The following is a 19,875-nucleotide window of genomic DNA, read 5'->3' as shown; positions in this document are numbered from 1 at the left end:
TATTTCTTTGATAAAACATCATTGAAAATGTCTTAAAAGCAGGGCATTGCCCTGCTTTTGGTTTTACACGCTGAAAAAATTTGAATCAAGATAAAACCACCACCGCATTCGTTTGCGATGATGGTTTTTTAACAAGGGACTAAGACGTCCCCATTCACTTTATTGCGCCTCTTTTTTTATGATTGTCGCTCTTACTAAAGCCCCGTCGCCTACTGTGTCAATTCTTAATGACCCATTTGAGTAACGATCCGCTCGCGATAAGCTTGCTACTTGAATTGTTTCTTGGACGCCGCGTTCCGTTTCAAGCAATATCTCGTCCTGTGAAGTGACAGGCAAGACAGCATAAATACGATGTGGATTTGCTTTTAGCTCTTTTAAAATAACAACGCCACGCTTTGCACGATTGCCAATTTCTACTTCGTGAATGGCCATGCGCTTTATTGCGCCACGCTGTGTCACGATGACGAGCTCTTGATTGCCTTCCAGTAAATTTGCAGCCGCTAAGCATTCTCCATCCTTTAATACAATCCCTTTTACACCGCCCGTTCTCACACCAGTAATCGGCAGCTCTTCCGCAGCAAAGCGAATTGTGTAGCTCGTATTGCTCGTTAATAAAATTTCCTGCCCAGGCTTTTGAAGCGATGCGTAAATCATTTCATCACCATTTTTTAAGTTCATCGTTTTTACAGGCTTTGAATAACGTGTGACAACATAATCAGCAAGTGCTGAACGCTTAATTTGTCCGTCTTTTGTAGCTGTAAATACATATACATCTTCTTGTTGGAATGACTCGATACCAATTACTTCAATAATAAATTCCTCTACATCAAGCGGTACAATGCTTGAAATATGCTGACCGAGGTCCTTCCAACGAATGTCTGGCAGCTCATGTATCGGCTGATAAATATAGTTCCCCTTATTCGTGAACAACAATAAATGGTGCTGTGTATTTAAAATTTCTTCATACAATAAATAATCGGATTCCTTCATTGCGAAATCCAGACCATTGGATGCACTGTGTGAGCGAAGGCTTGTACGCTTGATATAACCATCCTTCGTTACAGTTACGACCACTTCCTCACTTGGGACAAGCACATCCAAAGTTAACTTGATTTCCTCAATTTCTGCTTGGATAACAGAGCGACGTGGCTCTGCAAAGCGTTTACGTACATCAAGTAGCTCATTTTTAATAACGCGTGCTAGCTTTTTATCATCATTTAAAATATCTGTCAGTTTTTCAATAAGCTGTGTTAACTCTTCTTGCTCTGCTCGTAACTCGGTAATATCTGTGTTCGTTAAACGATATAGCTGTAAGCTAACGATTGCTTCTGATTGTATCTCAGTGAAATTGAATTTTTGCTGTAAATTCATTTTTGCGTCACGCTTATCTGCTGAAGAACGAATAGTTTGAATGACTTCATCTAAAATTGACAACGCCTTCATTAAGCCTTCCACAATATGTAGGCGGTCTTTCGCTTTTTCCAAATCAAAGGCTGTACGTTTACTCACAATTTCCTTTTGATGGGTAATATAGGCATCAAGCATAAGCGGTAGCGTCATTAATGTTGGACGTCTGTTATGGATAGCAATCATATTAAAGCTATACGTAATTTGTAAATCCGTTGATTTTAATAAATAGTTTAAAATACCTTGTGCTTGCACATCTTTTTTCATTTCGATAACGATGCGCAAACCATTGCGGTCTGATTCGTCGCGTACATCGGCAATGCCTTCTAAACGCTTATCAGAACGCTGCTCATCTATTTTTTTTATTAAGTTTGCTTTATTGACATCGTATGGTAGCTCGGTAATAACAATTTGCTCTTTGTTTCCCTTAATTGCCTCTATTTCAGAAGCTGCCCGAATAATAATTTTACCTTTACCTGTTTCATATGCCTTTTTTATACCATCTACACCTTGAATAATGCCACCTGTTGGGAAATCAGGTCCTTTTATAACCGTCATTAAATCATCTATTGTACATTCAGGCTTGTCTAAGCGCATTAAAACCGCATCAAGCGACTCCTGCAAGTTATGCGGTGGAATATCGGTTGCGTAACCTGCTGAAATCCCTGTAGAGCCATTTACGAGCAAGTTTGGGAAGCGCGCTGGTAAAACAGTCGGCTCCATGTCTTGATCATCAAAATTCGGGACGAAATCTACTGTACGTTTACCAATATCACGCAGCATTTCAGCCGCCACCTTTGATAAACGTGCCTCTGTATAACGCATCGCAGCAGCAGGGTCACCATCAACAGAGCCGTTATTACCATGCATTTCAATGAGCATATGGCGAGCTTTCCAATCTTGACTCATACGAACCATTGCATCATAAACAGAGGAATCCCCATGCGGATGGAAGTTACCAATTACATTCCCGACCGTTTTTGCTGATTTTCGGAATGGTTTATCATGTGTATTGCCTTCATTAAACATTGCATATAAAATACGGCGCTGTACGGGTTTCAACCCGTCGCGTGCATCAGGTAATGCGCGGTCTTGAATGATATATTTTGAATAGCGACCAAAGCGGTCTCCCATTACTTCTTCTAAAGGTAAATCTTGAAATCTTTCTGTTGTCATTAATTAGTCCCCCTCTTGATGGATGAATTCATTTTCTAAAATATTTACCTCATCCTCCATCCCGAAGTCGACATGTGTTTCAATCCATTTACGACGAGGCTCTACTTTATCACCCATCAATGTTGTCACACGACGCTCAGCACGTGCTCCGTCCTCTATTGTTACGCGAATTAATGTGCGCGTTTCTGGATTCATTGTTGTATCCCAAAGTTGGTCCGCGTTCATTTCTCCTAGCCCTTTATAACGTTGAATAATATAACCCTTACCTACTTTTTTTATAGCAGCATCCAATTCATTTTCTGTCCAAGCGTACTCAATTACTTCTTTTTTGCCCGCCCCTCTTGAAACTTTATAAAGCGGTGGTAATGCAATATATACTTTTCCTGCCTCTACAAGTGGCTTCATATAACGATAGAAAAATGTTAATAACAGTACTTGAATATGTGCACCATCTGTATCAGCATCCGTCATAATAACAACTTTATCATATGCTGCATCCTCTACAGAGAAGTCAGCACCAACACCTGCACCAATCGCATGAATAATCGTAGCGATTTCCTCATTTTTCATAATGTCCTGAAGCTTCGCCTTTTCTGTATTAATCACTTTCCCTCTAAGTGGTAAAATGGCTTGGAAGGAGCGATCGCGTCCTTGCTTTGCTGAGCCACCTGCCGAGTCACCTTCGACTAAATAAAGCTCATTTCTCGCCGCGTTACGTGACTGTGCAGGTGTTAATTTACCTGATAAAAGCGTGCTGCCCTTTTTGCTTTTTTTGCCGTTTCTTGCATCTTCACGCGCTTTTCTTGCTGCCTCTCGCACCTGCTGCGCACGAATCGCTTTACGCACGAGCGATGCTGACAATTCAGCATTTTCCTCTAGTACATAAAGAAGCTGCTCTGATACAACAGCATCTACTGCAGAGCGCGCTTCACTTGTACCAAGCTTGCCTTTCGTTTGCCCCTCGAATTGCAACAAGTGCTCGGGAATACGAACGGAAACAATTGCTGTCAAGCCTTCTCGAACATCTGCACCATCTAGGTTTTTATCCTTTTCCTTTAATAAACCGATTTTTCGTGCATAATCATTAAAAACTCTTGTCATTGCTGCCTTTGCCCCAGTTTCGTGCGTCCCACCATCACGTGTACGCACATTATTAACGAAGGATAGGACTGTTTCCGAATAACCATCATTAAATTGCAGAGCAAACTCAACCTCAATTTCTTGCTGCATGCCCTCCACATATTTAACAGGATGCAAAACATCTTTTTCTTCGTTTAGGTAAGCAACAAATGCTTCTATACCGTTTTCATAATGAAATACTTCGTGCTGTCCTTCTGGGCGTTCATCGATTAATTCAATTTTCAAATTTTTTAATAAAAAAGCGGATTCACGTAAACGCTCAGCTAACGTATCGTAATTAAATTTCGTCACAGAAAAAATCGTTGCATCTGGTAAGAAATGAACGAGTGTCCCTGTTTCTTTTGATTTTCCGATAATCTCAAGGGATGTGACTGGCTTGCCACCATTTTCAAAGCGTTGACGATACACTTGCCCATCTCGATGAATCGTCACCTCTAAAAAGCTGCTTAACGCATTCACAACAGATGAACCTACGCCATGTAAGCCACCGCTTGTTTTATAGCCACCTTGTCCAAATTTTCCACCGGCATGTAAAACAGTGAAAATAATTTCCGATGTTGGTTTCCCCATTTTATGCATACCTGTTGGCATACCTCGCCCAAAGTCACGCACGCTAATACTGTTATCTTCGTGTATTCTCACGATAATGTGTGTACCAAAGCCTGCGAGCGCTTCGTCCACCGCATTATCCACTATTTCATAAACTAAGTGATGAAGCCCTCGTCCGTCTGTTGAACCGATATACATACCTGGTCGTTTACGAACTGCATCTAAGCCCTCTAACACTTGAATCGCATCATCATTATATGCGATTGGTTGTTCCTTCACCAAACAAATACCCCCTAAAACAAACATACGTTCTTTTCTTTTATCGTACAAAGAATAAGTTTAGCTGTCAAGGCGCTAAACCTCTACACAGATAGTCATTGTACCATTTAAGCAAGCTATTTTTCAATGAATGCTTTATTTCAGAGCCTATATCTTCAGGATAATCTCAGCTTTTATATTAAATATTTGCCAAGAAAATCTGAACCTGTCTCTTTGCTTTCGTTACAAATAAGGCTTGCTTCTCCGGCGGTTACAATAAAGTGAAACTTCATTCAGTGGACGCTCTTTCCCACTGAAAGTTAGTTGAACCATTCGGGCTTTTACGGGCAGTTGGTCTCCCACTTATCCTTTGCCCAATTTTACTAAAGTCTTGAAGTAGGAGGCTTACTGACCGTTAATACGGGATAAATGGTCACTATCCTTATTTCAATAGGTATGTCTCAAAATCGTTTTTGACACGCCTATTCTTGCAAAAACAAAAAAAATCGTCAATCTACTATTCAATTGCTAGGCAATCAGTGTATAATCATTATTACAACATATTAGTACCAACTATCAATTTTGAAAGGAGCACATGTATGTCAACTGCCATTATATTGATTTGTGCTTATTTAATTGGCTCCATCCCTTCGGCATTATGGATTGGTAAGCTTTTTTATAATACAGATATTAGAAAGCAAGGAAGCGGAAATTTAGGTGCAACGAATACTTTTCGTGTTCTCGGTAAAAAAGCAGGCTTAATCGTGACAATTATTGATGTTTTAAAGGGCACAGCTGCTGTTCTATTACCTTTATTGCCATTTTTCCAAGACGTGCAAATTCACATATTAATTTTAGGTGTTGCCGCTGTACTAGGTCATATCTTCCCTATTTTTGCGCGTTTCCGTGGTGGCAAAGCCGTAGCAACTTCTGCAGGTGTTGTGCTAGGCTATGCATGGCCATTATTTTTACTACTTTTTGTCGTATTTTTCATTACGCTAAAGCTTACAAAAATGGTCAGCCTCACATCTATGATTGTTGCACTCATCGCCCTTATTTATAGCATAGTTTACCTAGTATTAACAGGTGATTTTGCCTTATTTATTTTAATTGCCATTTTATTTACGTTTATCGTTTATCGTCACAGAGAAAATATTAAACGGATTAAGGCAGGTACAGAGCCGAAAGTGAAATGGATTTAAACTACAATAGAGTTGTCTGAAAGCGGAATAACGTGTTGCTTTCAGACAATTTTTGTTTTTAAAACGAACGAGTAAAATATTGTGCTAAAGATGCCTTAGTCCACTTCTCATGCATGTAATTAATCTTCGCTTGCAATGACTCTCAAAGCAATTTACTGTTACTACCCTGTGAAATCCGCTAAAATATAAGTATAAATGTATGTCGGAGGCTATTGTCATGAAAATAGTATTAACAGATGCAGCGATTAATTGGTTTCAAAAAGAAATGGAAGTACAACAAGGAGATTATGTACGATTTTATGCAAGATACGGTGGTTCTTCCCCTTTTCATGAAGGCTTTTCACTCGGTATGAACCGCGAATTCCCTCATGAAATTGGCGTAGACACAGTTGTTGAAGGTATTCATTATTATATCGAACGCAATGATGAATGGTTTTTCAATGAGCATGATTTATATGTAAGTGTGGATGAACAGCTCGATGAATTAGCTTATGAGTATAAAAAAGCCTAAATCAAGATAAATAGCGATGGAATCCGTCTGAAAATTCATTTTGAGACAGCTCCATCGCTTTGTTGATTACATTATGTGCAAGAATATAAATGCTAAATTAAATTACGTCCTCTAGCATTCAACTAGCTTGTTAAATATGATATTCGATTTCTTCCTCAACAAAATCCCATTTATATGGTGTTTCTTGGTATACGTAATAGTTCAGCCAATTGTAGAACAATAAATGTGAATGTGCACGCCACGTGTTTTTCGGCGCTTTAGCAGGGTCATCATTTGGGAAGTAATTAATCGGTACTTCTACATTATCTCCCTTTGCCACATCTCGCTCATACTCATCTGCAAGCGTTGTCGCGTCATATTCTAAATGACCTGTAATCATAATTTGCTTGTTGTCTTTAGACTGTACAATGAAGACACCAGCATCATCAGAATAGCTAAGTAAGCGTAAATCTGGATGCGCGCGAACTTCCTCTATCGATACCGATGTATGTCTTGAATGTGGTGCTACGTATTCGTCACTAAAGCCACGCACTAAATCGACAGTTAAATCTGTAATGACGTGCGAATAGACACCAGAGCATTTTTTCGGTAACTCGAATTTTCCAATGCCATAATGATGGTAGAGGGCAGCCTGAGCGCCCCAACATATATTCATAATCGATGTGACGTTTAATTTTGCCCATTCCATAATATCCGTTATTTCTTTCCAATAAATAACGTCCTCAAACTCCATTCGTTCAATTGGTGCGCCTGTAATTATCATCCCATCAAATCGGCGGTGTTTGATTTCGTTAAATGTCGTATAAAACGATTGTAAATGCGATTTTGAAACATTTTTTGACTCATATGTCGCTGTATTTAAAAATGTCACATTCACTTGTAATGGTGTATTTCCTAACAAACGTAATAATTGCAACTCCGTTTTCTCTTTTTCTGGCATTAGGTTACAAACTAAAATATTTAACGGACGGATTTGCTGTGTTCTCGCACGGTCCTCCTCCATTACGAAAATTTTCTCTTGTCTTAATAGCTCGCCTGCTGGCAATTGCTTCGGAATATTAATTGGCACTTCGCTTCCCCCATTTCTTGAATTAACAAATCAATTATCTTTTGAAGCATGGTTGAATCAGCTAGAGAAGGCAATGCAAAAACCCTCTCATTCCAGTAAAGAGAATGAGAGGGTTTTCGTAATCAAATCCGTTCACTCTTATCTCTCGGGGACAATCCCCGCTGGAATTAGCACCTTTCTAATAAATATTAGAGGTTGCTGAAGCGTCAACGGGCCATATCCCTCGGCTTCTCTTGATAAGATTTATTAATTTTCATATATTGTAGCATGTGTGTTGCGGTTTGACAATAGGTTTAAAAAAGCTCCTTCAACAATGTAAATGACTTTGTCCGAGCCTCTTCATCATAAATAGAAGCAGTTACCATTAATTCATCTATTTTTGTGTCTGCAACGAATTTTTCTAATTGTGCTTTGACTGATTGCTGGTCACCAACGAACATATATTGACGTTGCTGCATAATTGCCTGCTTTTCAAATGGTGTCCATATTTCATCCATATTGTCTACAGGTGGCTGAAGTAAATCATGTGTGCGACGAATAATGCTTAAGAAAAGCTGATAGTAAGTTGTTGCCAATTTTTGAGCTTCTTCATCAGTATCGGCAATCATCACATTGACACAGGCTAGCATTTTCGGCTTCTGTAAATGCTCAGAAGGCTGGAATTGTGTACGATAAATATCAATTGCCTGCATTAAATAGTCAGGGGCAAAATGACTTGCAAAGGCATATGGCATACCACGGCGAGCAGCTAGTTCTGCACTAAATAAACTTGAGCCTAACACCCACATTGGCACATTTGCACCAAATCCAGGATAAGCCTTAATGTAATCTGATTCCTGTGCTTTTGCTAAAAAGCGCTCTAGCTCCTCAATATTATCTTCAAAGTCCTCAGCATCACGGCGGCGTAGTGCCCTTGCTGTAAAATGGTCTGTACCGGGGGCACGACCTAAGCCTAAATCGATTCGACCTGGGAACATTGCATCAAGTGTTCCAAATTGCTCGGCAATAATTAATGGTGCATGGTTAGGTAGCATAATTCCACCGGAACCGATTCGAATTTCCTTTGTTGCACTAGCCAAATAACTCATGACAACAGAAGTGGCTGAGCTTGCGATGGAACGGCTATTATGATGCTCAGCCACCCAAAAACGTTTATAGCCTAACTGCTCGGCTAAAATAGCTAAACGACGAGAGCGTTCAAATGCTTGGGTTGTAGTTTGACCTTCACTCACAGACACTAAATCTAACACAGAGATCGGTATATTTTTCAACATGATTATCACCTCACTAGTTACTATAACGAAAGTGGAAAAAAGATGCTTGCAATATGCTTTTCATTTAATTTCTTTCAATTATCATGACGAAACTTCGTAAAAGCACGCAAAATACGCTCTTTTTGCTTCGTTACATTAATAGCACTAGATGTAGCTCATGCTCTAAAGGGCATCTAACAAGCCGATGGTATGGATTGGGCGAAATGTCCCAGCCTCTAGTATTGAGCTTGTATTTGTCATGCTTGCTCCCGCTCCTTTATCACCTGCTCTAAATGTGCATCCCAAGCGTTGGTCAATGTATTAAAGACACGTATATCAAAACTATCTTTGCTTGTATTATGTAATACAAATTGCAAGCATGGTACATCATGGATTTGTAGCTCTTCGACGCTATTTATTGAGGTAATAAATGTTGGCTCTGCGTGGTCATTAGTCGCGCCATTTTGCAATGCATCCACAATTTGTTGCTCATTCCACATCACGGATAGTTGCTCTATATATTGTAGCTCGTCAGGAAATTCATCGAATTCCTCTAGTTCACCTTGTAAAAAGCTTGCGTGCAAAGGACTATAAAATAATTCCTGCTCCATTTCCTCAAGCTGTTCCTCAAAAATACCTGCAGCCAGCTGTGCCTCCCCTTTTTCAGTTAATTGAATCGCTTCCTCCATTGTTAGCAGTCCTGTTTTCTTCATTTTTTGCAGTAAATCCTCAATAAATAATGATTCGACCAGCAGGACATCTGCCACCGTTTCAGCATCTTGAAAACGCCCTGTTTGAAAGGCACGCAACATCATTTTCATTAAAATATCCATCGGTATGCGACGAATTGGTGTGTATTTCGTTAAGAGCGTATGAATCGGTATTGAAAAATGCTTCGTGCTAACAATTTCCACTGAACTAGGAAGCGGCAGTTGCTGTTTTATTTGTCTTTCAAGCTGTTGTAATTCCATAATTCACTCCTATGTGCGGTAGCCGTCCTGTGCTTTCACTACATCCAGCACATGCTGATACATACGGCGCGTTTCCTGTTTTTTCGGACGCTGCGTAAACATTTCCGTGCTGCCAACCATAATTAATAATTCACGGGCACGTGATAGTGCGACATTTAAGCGGCGATAATCCTGTGCAAAGCCAATGCTACCATGCCCGTCATTGTTTCGCACCATGCTGACAATAATGACATCCATCTCCATTCCTTGAAACTTATCGACCGAGCCTGTGCGAATATGCAAATGTGGGAATTGATATTGTGTCATATCATTAATACGCTTCACTTGCTCCGCATAAAAGCTAATAACACCAACTGATTTTTGCGCATCCTGTGCTATCAAGCCCTGTTCCTTTGCTTGCGCTGTTGCATCATTTAGCGATATAAGGAGCTCCTTCACCTTATCTAATTCAGCCCGATTAAATAAGCTAGCCCCCTCTTTCATCCGTTCTTCAAAACAGCTTGTTGTATGAGGGATATCGAGCCATAATAAATGATGCTGACGATTGAATAATGGCGTTTCCAAAAGATGATCGCGTGCTGCGTCAGAATCAATTAAACCGCATTGCAAGGTATCTTGCTCGTTTTGATAAAACGGCACAATCGTTTCCATAATATTGGTATGCATTCGATATTGGATTGCTAGCATTGTTTTATTAGACTGGGGCAGATTTTTGTATAAGCGCTCAAACAATGATTCCTCAAGTAGCTTTTCAAGCTCTCGCTTTTCCTCAAATGTGTCGCTATTTTTGATTACCTGCTCTAGCGTCTCTTCAAATGTTTCATCCCCAATTAGTGGTGGAAGCTGATGATGGTCACCAACTAAAATAATTTTCTTGCCTTTTAACATCGGTAGCAGTAGCTCTGGCGGTGTAGCCTTCGATACTTCATCAATAATCACAACATCAAATATTGGATAATTATCCATAAACTCTTTATTCGCAGAGGCCACACAGGTTGTCCCAATGACGTTTGCATGCTTAACATAGAGCTTACGAATTTCCTCTAAGTCATGCTCACTTGCCTTCGCTAGCATCGTTTGCCATTCGCTTTGTAATTGTTGTGTGATTGGCAGAAGTTCAAGCTGCTGCTCGATTTTTTCAATCGTGGCTCGGTTGACTGCTATACGCCCCTCTATTGCATTTAAAGCTGCCTCGAGATTTTGCCTTGTTAGTTGTTCAAGCTCTTCACGCTCTTTTTCTAATGCTAAGCCTGTGCTATTAATTTCTTTTAGCTGCTCTTTCAATAATTGCAATTTCTCGTTACCATTTGTTAACTGCTCATTAAGTTGCTGCAAGTCTGCTGTTGTTGTTTCATAAGCTGCTGTTAAGTTTATACGAGTTATCTTTTGTTGTTCAAGCTTCTGTTGGCTTTGCTCTAACTCAGTACGCTGCTGCTGTAATTGCTCAGCAGTTGCAGTTATTTCTGGCAAACTTTGCAACTCTAGCTGAATAGCTTGAAGCTTCTGTTGATATTGCTGCTCTGTACTGCGCAATTGCTGTAGCTGCACTTCACTATGTCCAAGCTGCTCTTTATATAAATCAACTAACTCCTCCTTAAGTTTCGTGAAAATTAGCATAACCTCGCGCATTAAATCTTGATATTTCACCTGTAACTGTTCAATGTATGCAATACGTAGTAGCACACCTTGAATAGAGCGTGTACCATTTTCTACATTGATTTTTTTCTCAGCAAAAGCGCGGCTTAGCTTTGTTAAAAATTCATTGACCTCCGCTAGCGAATACGTATGATTCACTGGTAAAGCTGGCGCTGTTACATGGATTTGCAGCGTTTTTTCACTATAGGCAAGTGCTTTTTCTAGCCTTTCACTTAATTCCTTTAGCGGTTTGTAAGCGACAATTTCAGGCTGCAATTTTGCTAATGAGGCAAGCAATCGGTCGATGACGAAGCTGCGCCGTATATTATGTGCTACGATAAAATCTTCAACATCCTGTACTTTTTTTAGCTCCGTAATTTTTGTTGTTAATTGCTCAATTACATTGCCCTCTGGCGAGATACGCTGTAGCTGTGCCGTTATATTCATTAACTGTTGTTCTAACAGCAGTTCTTCTGCTTTTATAGTAGCTGCTTGTATGGCAGCAGTAAGCTGTACGAGCTGCTGCTGATTTGTGACCTCTTGGGCACTGATTTCCTCCTTTGTAGGAAGCGCAACAAGTTGTTGTTCACTTATTGCAATAACCTCAACAAGCTCCACTTTCTTTGCCTCAAGCTGCTCTAGCTGTTGCTCAGTTTGCTCAAGCTCTTTTTTTAATGGCGCCAGCTGTTTTTTCAGTGCTGCTATTTTTTCAATTACTATTTTTAGTTGTTCTTCAGCTTGCTTTTTTCTCGCAATTGCCTGCTGAAGCTCGTTTTTTTCTTCTTGCAATTGTTCAAGCTGCTTTTCGGTTGTTGCGATTTCCTGTTCAAGTAGCTGCTGCTTTTTATCCTGCTGTGAAACTTCATGGGTAATTGCCTCAAATGTTTGCTCCTGCCAATACGTGCCTACATTCTCCTCAATAAACTTTTTGCCTTCCTCTTCAATACTTTCAGTACGCCCATAGCGCAAAATTCGAATATCCTTATTCGATAATAAGCGGCTCAAAGCATTATCAACAGCTAAATTAGACTGTGAGGCAACAAGTGTTTTTAAGCCCGCTTTTGCATTTTGATAGCATATTTCGGAAATAACAGTTGTTTTGCCTGTGCCTGGAGGACCTTGTATCACATATAAATCCTCGGCGCTCATAGCCCCTGCCACAGCTTTACGCTGAAATTCATTTAATTGATTATAAAAATCGGGTTCAATAGCTGTTGTGTGAGTCGCGATAACAGGCTTATCCTCAAATAAAATATTTTCTAAATTAGCGTTTGCCGCAAGCCCTTCCTTTAAACGCTCAAAGCCTTTTAGCAAACGATTAAGCTGTGATTTGGTAGAAGCATTACTGAAATCTATAAAGCCCATTTCAAAATGAAGCTCATTATTTCTTGCTAACCGGATTGCTTCAGGCTTTAAGGCGATTTCGATTATGTGAGCACTGCGATTCACCTTTACAACCTCACCTAAGTCCATTTTAAAACCACGTACTCGTGCACTCAGCCCCTTTAATTGCTTCCAAGCTTTATCAGGTATTTCACTACAAGTAAACGTAATATGGGTAAAATCGCTATTCAATGTGTGCGTTGTGAATTTTGCTTCAATATCTTCAATGTCAGCATTTTGATTGAGCACCTTCAAATAACCTTCCCACGAGGTGATGCGCTTGTTTACATAATCAAAACGCTCCTGAGCAACAGGTAGCGCGGCTAGCGTTTCAATAAATTTATCCGGATATGTATGACCGCTAATTCGCGACGGCACAAAATGAATGAGTAGCCTTTCACGACGATTTGTAGCAACAGGGGTTCCTTTTCCTCTTGTACGAAAGCTTTTTGCGACAAGTCCATTTTTCAAATCAAAAACGCAATCCATTATGACAACGCGCTCCTGAAACTTATCCTTTAAGGCGCGGTTTTTCTCATTATCAAAATAAAGTGTAAGTGCAAGCTGTGTTTGCTCTATTGCGAGTTTTTCAATATAAACAATAAAGTTTTTTTGCAAACGAAAAAAGGCCTGTTCATCTTGAACATGCTGCTGAATGGCTTCACGTGCCGTATTCGTTAATAATATATGACAACGAACCGTTTCAATGGCAACCTTCTGTACCATGAACATACCTCCCATGCAAATTTGACACAAAAATAATTATACCAAGAAACAGCGTATGCCGATAGCTCCTATACGCGAAAAAAGAGCAGTCTAAGAGACGGCTCTTTTATGCTGAAAGCAAAGCGACAGGAACACATGGTTTTAGCGAATCATAAAATATAGAAGTTAATTACTTCTTCATTCGCATATGCTCAATATACGCCGCTTCCCATTTAGGATTTACTTTACTTAAAGCAATCGGTCGGAAGTTTTCTTTACGCACTAATGTATGTACAGACGTTGCAGTTGCTGCTAATGTACCATCCTCATGAAGTATTTCGTAGCCATACGTTGTTCGTAAACGAGAATGCGATTCAATCCATGTACGAACTGTAGCTACTTGCCCATAGCGAAGCGCTGCCTTATATTGAATCGAAACATCTAAAACAGGCGATAAAAAGCCATCCTGCTCTAATTTTGCATATTCAAAACCTAAATCTTTAATTAATTGTGCCCGTCCAATTTCCAACCAAATGACATAATTCGCATGGTACACGACACCCATCTGGTCGGTCTCCGCATAGCGGATTTCAATTTGTTTTTCTGATATATACATTTTCGTCACCTCGGCTACTATCATACCGCGATTGGTGGGGGTTTGTCAGTTGGGAAGTGTTATTTTAGGAAGGTTGTTTTTGGGGGAATTTTTTAGTGGTTTTTTCTTTTTGACTTTCATTTCTGTTAATTGTTGCTTTCTTCCTAAGCAATCTGCTATATGATATAATAAATATTATTGTGCTTTTATCATAAGAGATTGCACAAGAAAAAACCGAATTAGAATCACAAGCTTTTGTACAATCCTCTCCTTGAGAAATAGTCGAACCTACGAAAGAAGGTGTAATATTTGACAGACCGTGAATTTCTTGAAGCTATACTAAAAAAAGTTGAATCAATTGATTCGAAGATTGATACAGTGACACATCAAGTCGTTAAAAATAGTGAGGATCTTACATATTTACGTGCAACGGCAGATATCTTAGTTACTCAAACAGCTCAAAATTCTGAGCTACAACCCTCATTTGACAATGCTATTGCAGAACTTGAAACAGATATGAAAATTGTTAAAGACTTATATCATCATAATATTTGATAGGACATGTGTGTAGCATGTCCTTTAAATGCACCATTATTGGTAAGAATAAGTATTTATGTTTTATATTATTTTTTTATCATCTTCATAGGTATATTTTCACGAGTAATATTAACTAATTGATTAGGGGGATATTCATGGAAAAATTCATTGAACAATTAAAAAATCTAGCAACACGAATTGATAGTTTGAAAGGTTCCATTGCTACAGAGGAAGCAACAAAAACGGCAATTGTTATGCCCTTCTTCCAAACATTGGGCTATGACGTGTTTAATCCATTAGAATTTAGTCCTGAATTCACTGCTGATGTAGGCATTAAAAAAGGTGAGAAAGTTGACTATGCCATTTTAAACGATGGCGCTCCCGTGATACTAATTGAATGTAAAGGTGTTACTGAAAATCTGACAAAACATGATTCACAATTGTTTCGTTACTTTGGAACTACATCAGCCAAATTTGGCATTTTAACGAATGGAATTGAGTATAAGCTTTTCACAGACCTTGAAGAACCTAATAAAATGGACACTACCCCATTTTTCACGTTCAATATTTTGGAATTACGCGATATACATATTCACGAAATCGCAAAATTCCGTAAAGAAACATTTGATCTTGAAAATATTTCAAGTACAGCCTCTGATTTGAAATACTTAAATGCACTAAAAGATTATTTATCCACGCAATTCGATACACCGAATGATGAATTTGTAAAGTTTCTAGTGCATCAGATTTATGATGGAGTTAAAACAAAAAATGCATTGGAGAAGTTCACTCCTATAATTTCAAAAGGGCTGAAACAAATTGTCAATGAAAAAGTTAATGATAAGCTTAATGCTGCATTAAAATCTACAGGTGATAGTAAGGTTCGTGTTACACTGCCTGATCCCGCTGAAGAGGAACTAGTAACACCACCTGAAAAATCAGAAGACGATGGCATTATAACGACACCTGAAGAACTTGAAACCTACTCTATTGTAAAGGTAGTATTAAAGGATGCTATTTCACCTGATCGCCTTTATTATCGTGACAATCGAAGCTATTTCAATATTATTATTGATAACAATATTCGTAGATGGATTATTCGAGTATTCTTTGAAAAAAGCAGAAACTATATCATGTTAAATGATGCTTCTACCGATAAAGAACGTACGATTATTGAATTCAATCAACCAATAGATTTGATTAATCATAGTGACAAAATAATTCCTTTAGTTGCCACATACATTCACAGCTAGATAGCAATTAAAGGACATGATTATATTTTGCGTTGGATTGAGTTAAATAATATAAAAACTGTAAACGAAGTAGTATCTTTTATATCAAATGAGTTAGTATCGAATGATTATGATAATTAAAACAGTGTAGTTTGAAAAAGCAAAGCATCTTTAACGCAACTAAAAATGTAATTCTACTTGTTCATCTTTAAGTTGAAAAAACTTTATAACGACTATTCATCAACCTTTTCAAAATGATATACATCTTTCTTAATGTTGATTATTTCAGATAGAGAGCAAAAAATATGTCTGAAAAGCAATATCCTCACACGCTTTTCAGACATATCCTCCTCTACTGGCTACTCATTCAAATCATCTGGATAAACAGTTGTATCAAAAATTTCGCCGTTCACTTCGTCTTTATAATGGATTGTTACTTTATAATCTTCCGCATTTGCACCGCTAAAGATTTGGTGGTACATGCCTGCAATCGCTAGTCCAAATGAAGCAATAGCATCAAAGCTTCCTTCAAACTTTTCTTTTTCAACTGTTAGTGTAAATTCAGTATATTTTTTATCGTAGTCTACATCTTTGATTGATGGGAAGTTATCCGTACTTTTAATTTCTTCAATTGATTCTAGTATCCCATCCTCCAATTCTTGCATCATTTCTTTATGCTTGTCCTTTGACATTTTATATGTCAATGAGCCGTCCTCATTTTTCGTTACTTCACTGATTCCTTCTTCCTTAGCATTTGCAATTACATCCTCTACATTTTGACCTTCTAGAAAAGATGCAGGTAACTTGATTTCCACATTTTGATTACAAGCTACTAAAATAAAAGATAACGCTAATAGGAATGGCAATATTTTTTTCATAAGTTCTCCTCCTTATCTATTACTATACATAATTTAAAGACATACTACTATGAATTTTGTAAAAAAATAGCGATATATCCACGCTTGCTTTTGTCTAGAAATATCCGTTGGAGGTTGGGACAAGGCTATTTAATCGCTTGGATTTCAGCGTGAATCCTGCACCTGCTGAAAGATGATAAAGACTTAAATTTAATAAGTAAGTTTAAAAGCCCACTTTACTAGCTGGGCTCAAATTTATTTCGTTGCACTGCGTCGCTGCTCAATCGTTACGTATAGCCCTAATAAACGGTCTGTTGTCATTTGCTTATTTTGCAAATCTTTTAAATGCGAGTCTTGGATGATGCCATCTTCGGCTGCTTGGGCTAAAAAGGCTTCTGCAGCTGTTTGCATGGCTGGACTTCCCGGATTCCATATTTGAGACATTGGTATTCCCTCCTTTGGATCCGCTACAATTAACTGAACTTGTAGCTTACTATTCGATGGAACAATGACAGTACCTTCTAGTTTATAGCCAGAGGGCATTTGCCACGTAGACTTGATTTCAAAATGTACTCTATCCACACTTCCTAGCCAATCGCCACCCCACGTAATGTTCAACTTTCGAGCAATCGCACCTACTTTATTTAATATTGCTGCATCATATAAAACATTAGGTGGACTAACAGCAATATCCCATGCCAGACGTGATGTATGGTTACTATTTAACGTCCAAGTGATAATGGGACCAGGTCTTGTACGTCCTTGTGCGTAAAGATAATTTTGGCGTTCCTGTGAGCGGTATGTTTCGGTGATGAAAATATTTCGAATACCTGCTTTGTAGCACTCCTGAAATAACAGTCGGCATGCGGTTTGCCCTACTGGCAGTAGCTCGGTTAAATCTCTAATTGTTGCTTCTACACTCATTCATATCACCTTCTTTCTTTCTATTTTTATGCTGTATCTTCACTGTTAATTGTGCGAATTATATTAGAAAATAGAAAAGTCCAAAAAGCCGAGCATAGCCAGCATTTTGGACAGTAGCGATGATGTTTCGCAAAATGTTGATTCATAAAAACAGAAAACGTCTTTTTTAACAATCTGATGAACATTGGCTTTAACAGTGTTATCCTTCAGTAAAAAGGAAGCGATGAAAACATTGATTTCAATGCGGTGACAAAACAAAATGGACTTTTCGGATAACTTCATTGTCGGTGATGCTCCTTCAAAAGTCTTTGAAAAAGCGAGAAACACTGAGTTCCGAATGAAACCGAAAATTGAATTTTCATTGTCTCGCACGCATTGGACTTTGGCATAATAATGCAACAAAAGGCTGTCCGAAAAGATACACACTTTTCGGACAGCCTTCCTTTAGAAAAAACATTATGCGCGTTCTTTTATAATGTAGCATAACAGCCCTAGACAAAAACTAAACAATATTAATGAATATACGGCATTATATGATTTTGAACAACTTCCTGTCCTGTGGCAATCCATCTTCCTTTTTGAAAGATTTCTGCATCTTTTTCGACCGGTGATTGAAATTGGCTCGCACCCGTTGCATCTAACCAGGAGCTTTCATCATAATCGAGTCCCACATTTACAATATGTTTAATAATAAATGGCTTCTGAAAGCGAATGATGCAATCATAACAATCCATTTCACCTTCTACTACAACGAATGGGGCACGTAAATAAATTGTTGTACCTCCTCCACGCCATAGCGCTACATCAAAACTCCCGCGGTCATAATCCCAATTGCCACCAATCGAAAAGCCATATTTGCAAATTTGGTTGCGTAGTAAGCCGTACTTCGCTTCACGTCCTACAATTGCCGTTTCTAACAATAACATAATATCTACCTCCTTGCTATGGAGTGTAGCCAAAAAAAATCCCTTTAAACAGCTTGTTTAAAAGGATTTTCTCATAAAGTGAAACTTCAGTTTCCCTCAGATTGAATTTGAACCAATCAGGGCTTTTACGGGCAGTAAATCTCGCACCTTTATTTTTCTTGAAGTGGGTATCTTACTGCTCGTTACTGCGTGATAATTTGCAATTATTCTATTACATCTTCAGCAGGTTGCTCATTTTCTAATTTTTTCACTTCGATATAGCGTAAATAAATATCTTCTTTTTCATAGATGGAAAAGGCATAATTTTCGTATTCGATTACGATATCATCGATTAAATCTGTATTTTGCGAAAAATACCAACCACCAATTGTATCAATATCTGGGTTTTCCAGCTCGATATGTAATAGATTTGCGACGTCGTCTAATAGCATTTTTGCATATAAAATGTAATGATTCTCTCCTATTTTCCGAATATTAGGAACTTCATCTCCGTCAAATTCATCGCGTATTTCACCAACAAGCTGCTCTAAAATATCTTCGACAGTTACTAAGCCAGATGTACCTCCATATTCATCTAATAAAACAGCCATATGAATGCGCTCTTTTTGCATTTTTGTTAATAAATCTTGAATAGGAATTGTTTCAATCGTTTTAATGATAGGGTTAACGAAATCCTCAATTTTAAATGTTTCTTCTCTAATACGATTGTTAATGCCTAATGTTAAAATTTCTTTAATATTGAAAAAGCCAATAATATTATCTCGATCGCCATCAAAGACAGGATAACGTGTGTAACGTTCCTCTGAAATTCGGGTAATGACCTCCTGTAAATTGGCAGAAATATCAAAGCCAATGATTTCTGTACGAGGAACCATAATTTCGCGGGCAATTGTATCGTCAAATTCAAAAACGTTATTTACATATTTCAGTTCGTTTTTATTAATTTCACCACTTTTAAAGCTTTCCGCTAGCAGTAATCGTAGCTCCTCTTCAGTATGTGACAGCTCATGCTCGCTTGCGGGCTTCATGCCAAACAGGCTAACTAAAATACGAGCGGAGCCATTTAAGAACCAAATGAATGGATATAAAATTTTATAAAAAAGCATAATAGGTTTGGCGCAAAGTAGCGTAATTTGCTCTGCCTTTTGAATAGCCATCGTTTTTGGTGCTAACTCTCCTACGACTACGTGTAAAAATGTTGCAATTACGAAAGCGCCTCCAATTGTAAACGCTTGAATATAATTTGTACCAATGCCAAGAAACTCGAAAAAAGGATGTAAGAAAAATTCGAATGTTTTTTCTCCAACCATACCGATACCAAGTGCTGTCACTGTAATACCTAATTGACAAGCTGATAAATATTCGTCTAAATGAGTGGTTACTTGTTTTGCAGATTGAGCGCTTTTCACACCTTCAGCAACGAGCTGGTCAATGCGTGATTGGCGTACTTTAACAATCGCAAATTCAGTTGCAACGAAAAATGCGGTTAGTGCTAGTAAAATAATGAAAATGGTTAAATTAACACCTGTCGTCAATAAATTGTCC

15 protein-coding genes and 1 riboswitch are annotated in these 19,875 nt (G+C 38.4%); of the genes, 4 read left to right on the top strand and 11 right to left on the bottom strand.

Annotated features, from left to right (window positions below; all coding sequences use genetic code 11):
- Nucleotides 1-159: 159 nt before the first annotated feature.
- Together parC and parE are read right to left on the bottom strand one after the other, a co-directional pair.
- On the bottom strand, nt 160-2,583 hold the full coding sequence (gene parC, locus C9J36_RS07875; protein WP_107942741.1) for a DNA topoisomerase IV subunit A: 2,424 nt from the start codon (nt 2,581-2,583) through the stop codon (nt 160-162).
- 3 nt (nt 2,584-2,586) lie between these two features.
- The gene (gene parE / locus C9J36_RS07870) at nt 2,587-4,578 is read right to left on the bottom strand and encodes a DNA topoisomerase IV subunit B (RefSeq protein WP_107942740.1); all 1,992 of its coding nucleotides are present in this window, start codon (nt 4,576-4,578) and stop codon (nt 2,587-2,589) included.
- Between the two features lie 551 nt (nt 4,579-5,129).
- Here parE and plsY point away from each other — a divergent pair.
- On the top strand, nt 5,130-5,732 hold the full coding sequence (gene plsY, locus C9J36_RS07865; protein ID WP_107942739.1) for a glycerol-3-phosphate 1-O-acyltransferase PlsY: 603 nt from the start codon (nt 5,130-5,132) through the stop codon (nt 5,730-5,732).
- Nucleotides 5,733-5,949: 217 nt separating this feature from the next.
- Nucleotides 5,950-6,243 (top strand): HesB/YadR/YfhF family protein, encoded by a 294-nt coding sequence (locus C9J36_RS07860; protein ID WP_107942738.1) that lies wholly within the window; start codon nt 5,950-5,952, stop codon nt 6,241-6,243.
- A gap of 130 nt (nt 6,244-6,373) precedes the next feature.
- Here the strand turns inward: C9J36_RS07860 and metA are convergent, their stop codons facing one another.
- The 5 genes from metA to C9J36_RS07835 all read right to left on the bottom strand — a co-directional run bounded on the left by metA (nt 6,374) and on the right by C9J36_RS07835 (nt 13,875).
- A complete protein-coding gene (gene metA, locus C9J36_RS07855; RefSeq protein WP_066163119.1) occupies nt 6,374-7,312 on the bottom strand; it encodes a homoserine O-acetyltransferase MetA in 939 nt (312 codons plus the stop codon).
- Between the two features lie 135 nt (nt 7,313-7,447).
- Nucleotides 7,448-7,555: riboswitch (SAM riboswitch) on the bottom strand.
- Nucleotides 7,556-7,605: 50 nt separating this feature from the next.
- Nucleotides 7,606-8,586, bottom strand: coding sequence for an LLM class flavin-dependent oxidoreductase (locus C9J36_RS07850; RefSeq protein WP_107942737.1), 981 nt, complete (start codon nt 8,584-8,586; stop codon nt 7,606-7,608).
- Between the two features lie 236 nt (nt 8,587-8,822).
- Nucleotides 8,823-9,536: a nucleoside-diphosphate sugar epimerase gene (locus tag C9J36_RS07845; protein WP_107942736.1), complete on the bottom strand. Its 714-nt coding sequence runs from the start codon at nt 9,534-9,536 to the stop codon at nt 8,823-8,825.
- Between the two features lie 9 nt (nt 9,537-9,545).
- Complete coding sequence (locus C9J36_RS07840; RefSeq protein ID WP_107942735.1) at nt 9,546-13,280, bottom strand: DEAD/DEAH box helicase; 3,735 nt, start codon at nt 13,278-13,280, stop codon at nt 9,546-9,548.
- 169 nt (nt 13,281-13,449) lie between these two features.
- Nucleotides 13,450-13,875 carry an acyl-CoA thioesterase gene (locus tag C9J36_RS07835; protein ID WP_107942734.1) on the bottom strand — a complete coding sequence of 142 codons (426 nt, stop codon included), beginning with the start codon at nt 13,873-13,875 and terminating at the stop codon, nt 13,450-13,452.
- Nucleotides 13,876-14,163: 288 nt separating this feature from the next.
- On the opposite strand from C9J36_RS07835, the gene C9J36_RS07830 reads away from it, so the two are divergent.
- Together C9J36_RS07830 and C9J36_RS07825 are read left to right on the top strand one after the other, a co-directional pair.
- Complete coding sequence (locus C9J36_RS07830; RefSeq protein ID WP_107942733.1) at nt 14,164-14,409, top strand: hypothetical protein; 246 nt, start codon at nt 14,164-14,166, stop codon at nt 14,407-14,409.
- Nucleotides 14,410-14,546: 137 nt separating this feature from the next.
- A complete protein-coding gene (locus C9J36_RS07825; RefSeq protein ID WP_107942732.1) occupies nt 14,547-15,644 on the top strand; it encodes a type I restriction endonuclease in 1,098 nt (365 codons plus the stop codon).
- 338 nt (nt 15,645-15,982) lie between these two features.
- On the opposite strand, the gene C9J36_RS07820 is transcribed toward C9J36_RS07825, so the two are convergent.
- From C9J36_RS07820 to C9J36_RS07800, 4 genes are all read right to left on the bottom strand, one after another.
- Nucleotides 15,983-16,501: a hypothetical protein gene (locus C9J36_RS07820; protein ID WP_107942731.1), complete on the bottom strand. Its 519-nt coding sequence runs from the start codon at nt 16,499-16,501 to the stop codon at nt 15,983-15,985.
- Between the two features lie 234 nt (nt 16,502-16,735).
- Entirely contained in the window at nt 16,736-17,404 is a 669-nt protein-coding gene (locus C9J36_RS07815; protein WP_107942730.1) for a M15 family metallopeptidase, read from the bottom strand.
- A 512-nt stretch (nt 17,405-17,916) separates the two neighbouring features.
- The gene (locus C9J36_RS07805; protein WP_066163139.1) at nt 17,917-18,330 is read right to left on the bottom strand and encodes a YugN family protein; all 414 of its coding nucleotides are present in this window, start codon (nt 18,328-18,330) and stop codon (nt 17,917-17,919) included.
- 203 nt (nt 18,331-18,533) lie between these two features.
- Nucleotides 18,534-19,865, bottom strand: coding sequence for a hemolysin family protein (locus C9J36_RS07800; protein WP_066163140.1), 1,332 nt, complete (start codon nt 19,863-19,865; stop codon nt 18,534-18,536).
- Nucleotides 19,866-19,875: the final 10 nt, after the last annotated feature.

Source organism: Metasolibacillus fluoroglycofenilyticus, assembly GCF_003049645.1.
Classification (GTDB): Bacteria; Bacillota; Bacilli; order Bacillales_A; family Planococcaceae; genus Metasolibacillus; species Metasolibacillus fluoroglycofenilyticus.
Note: the sequence above shows the minus strand (reverse complement) of the source record. Positions and strands in the feature narration are given on the sequence as shown.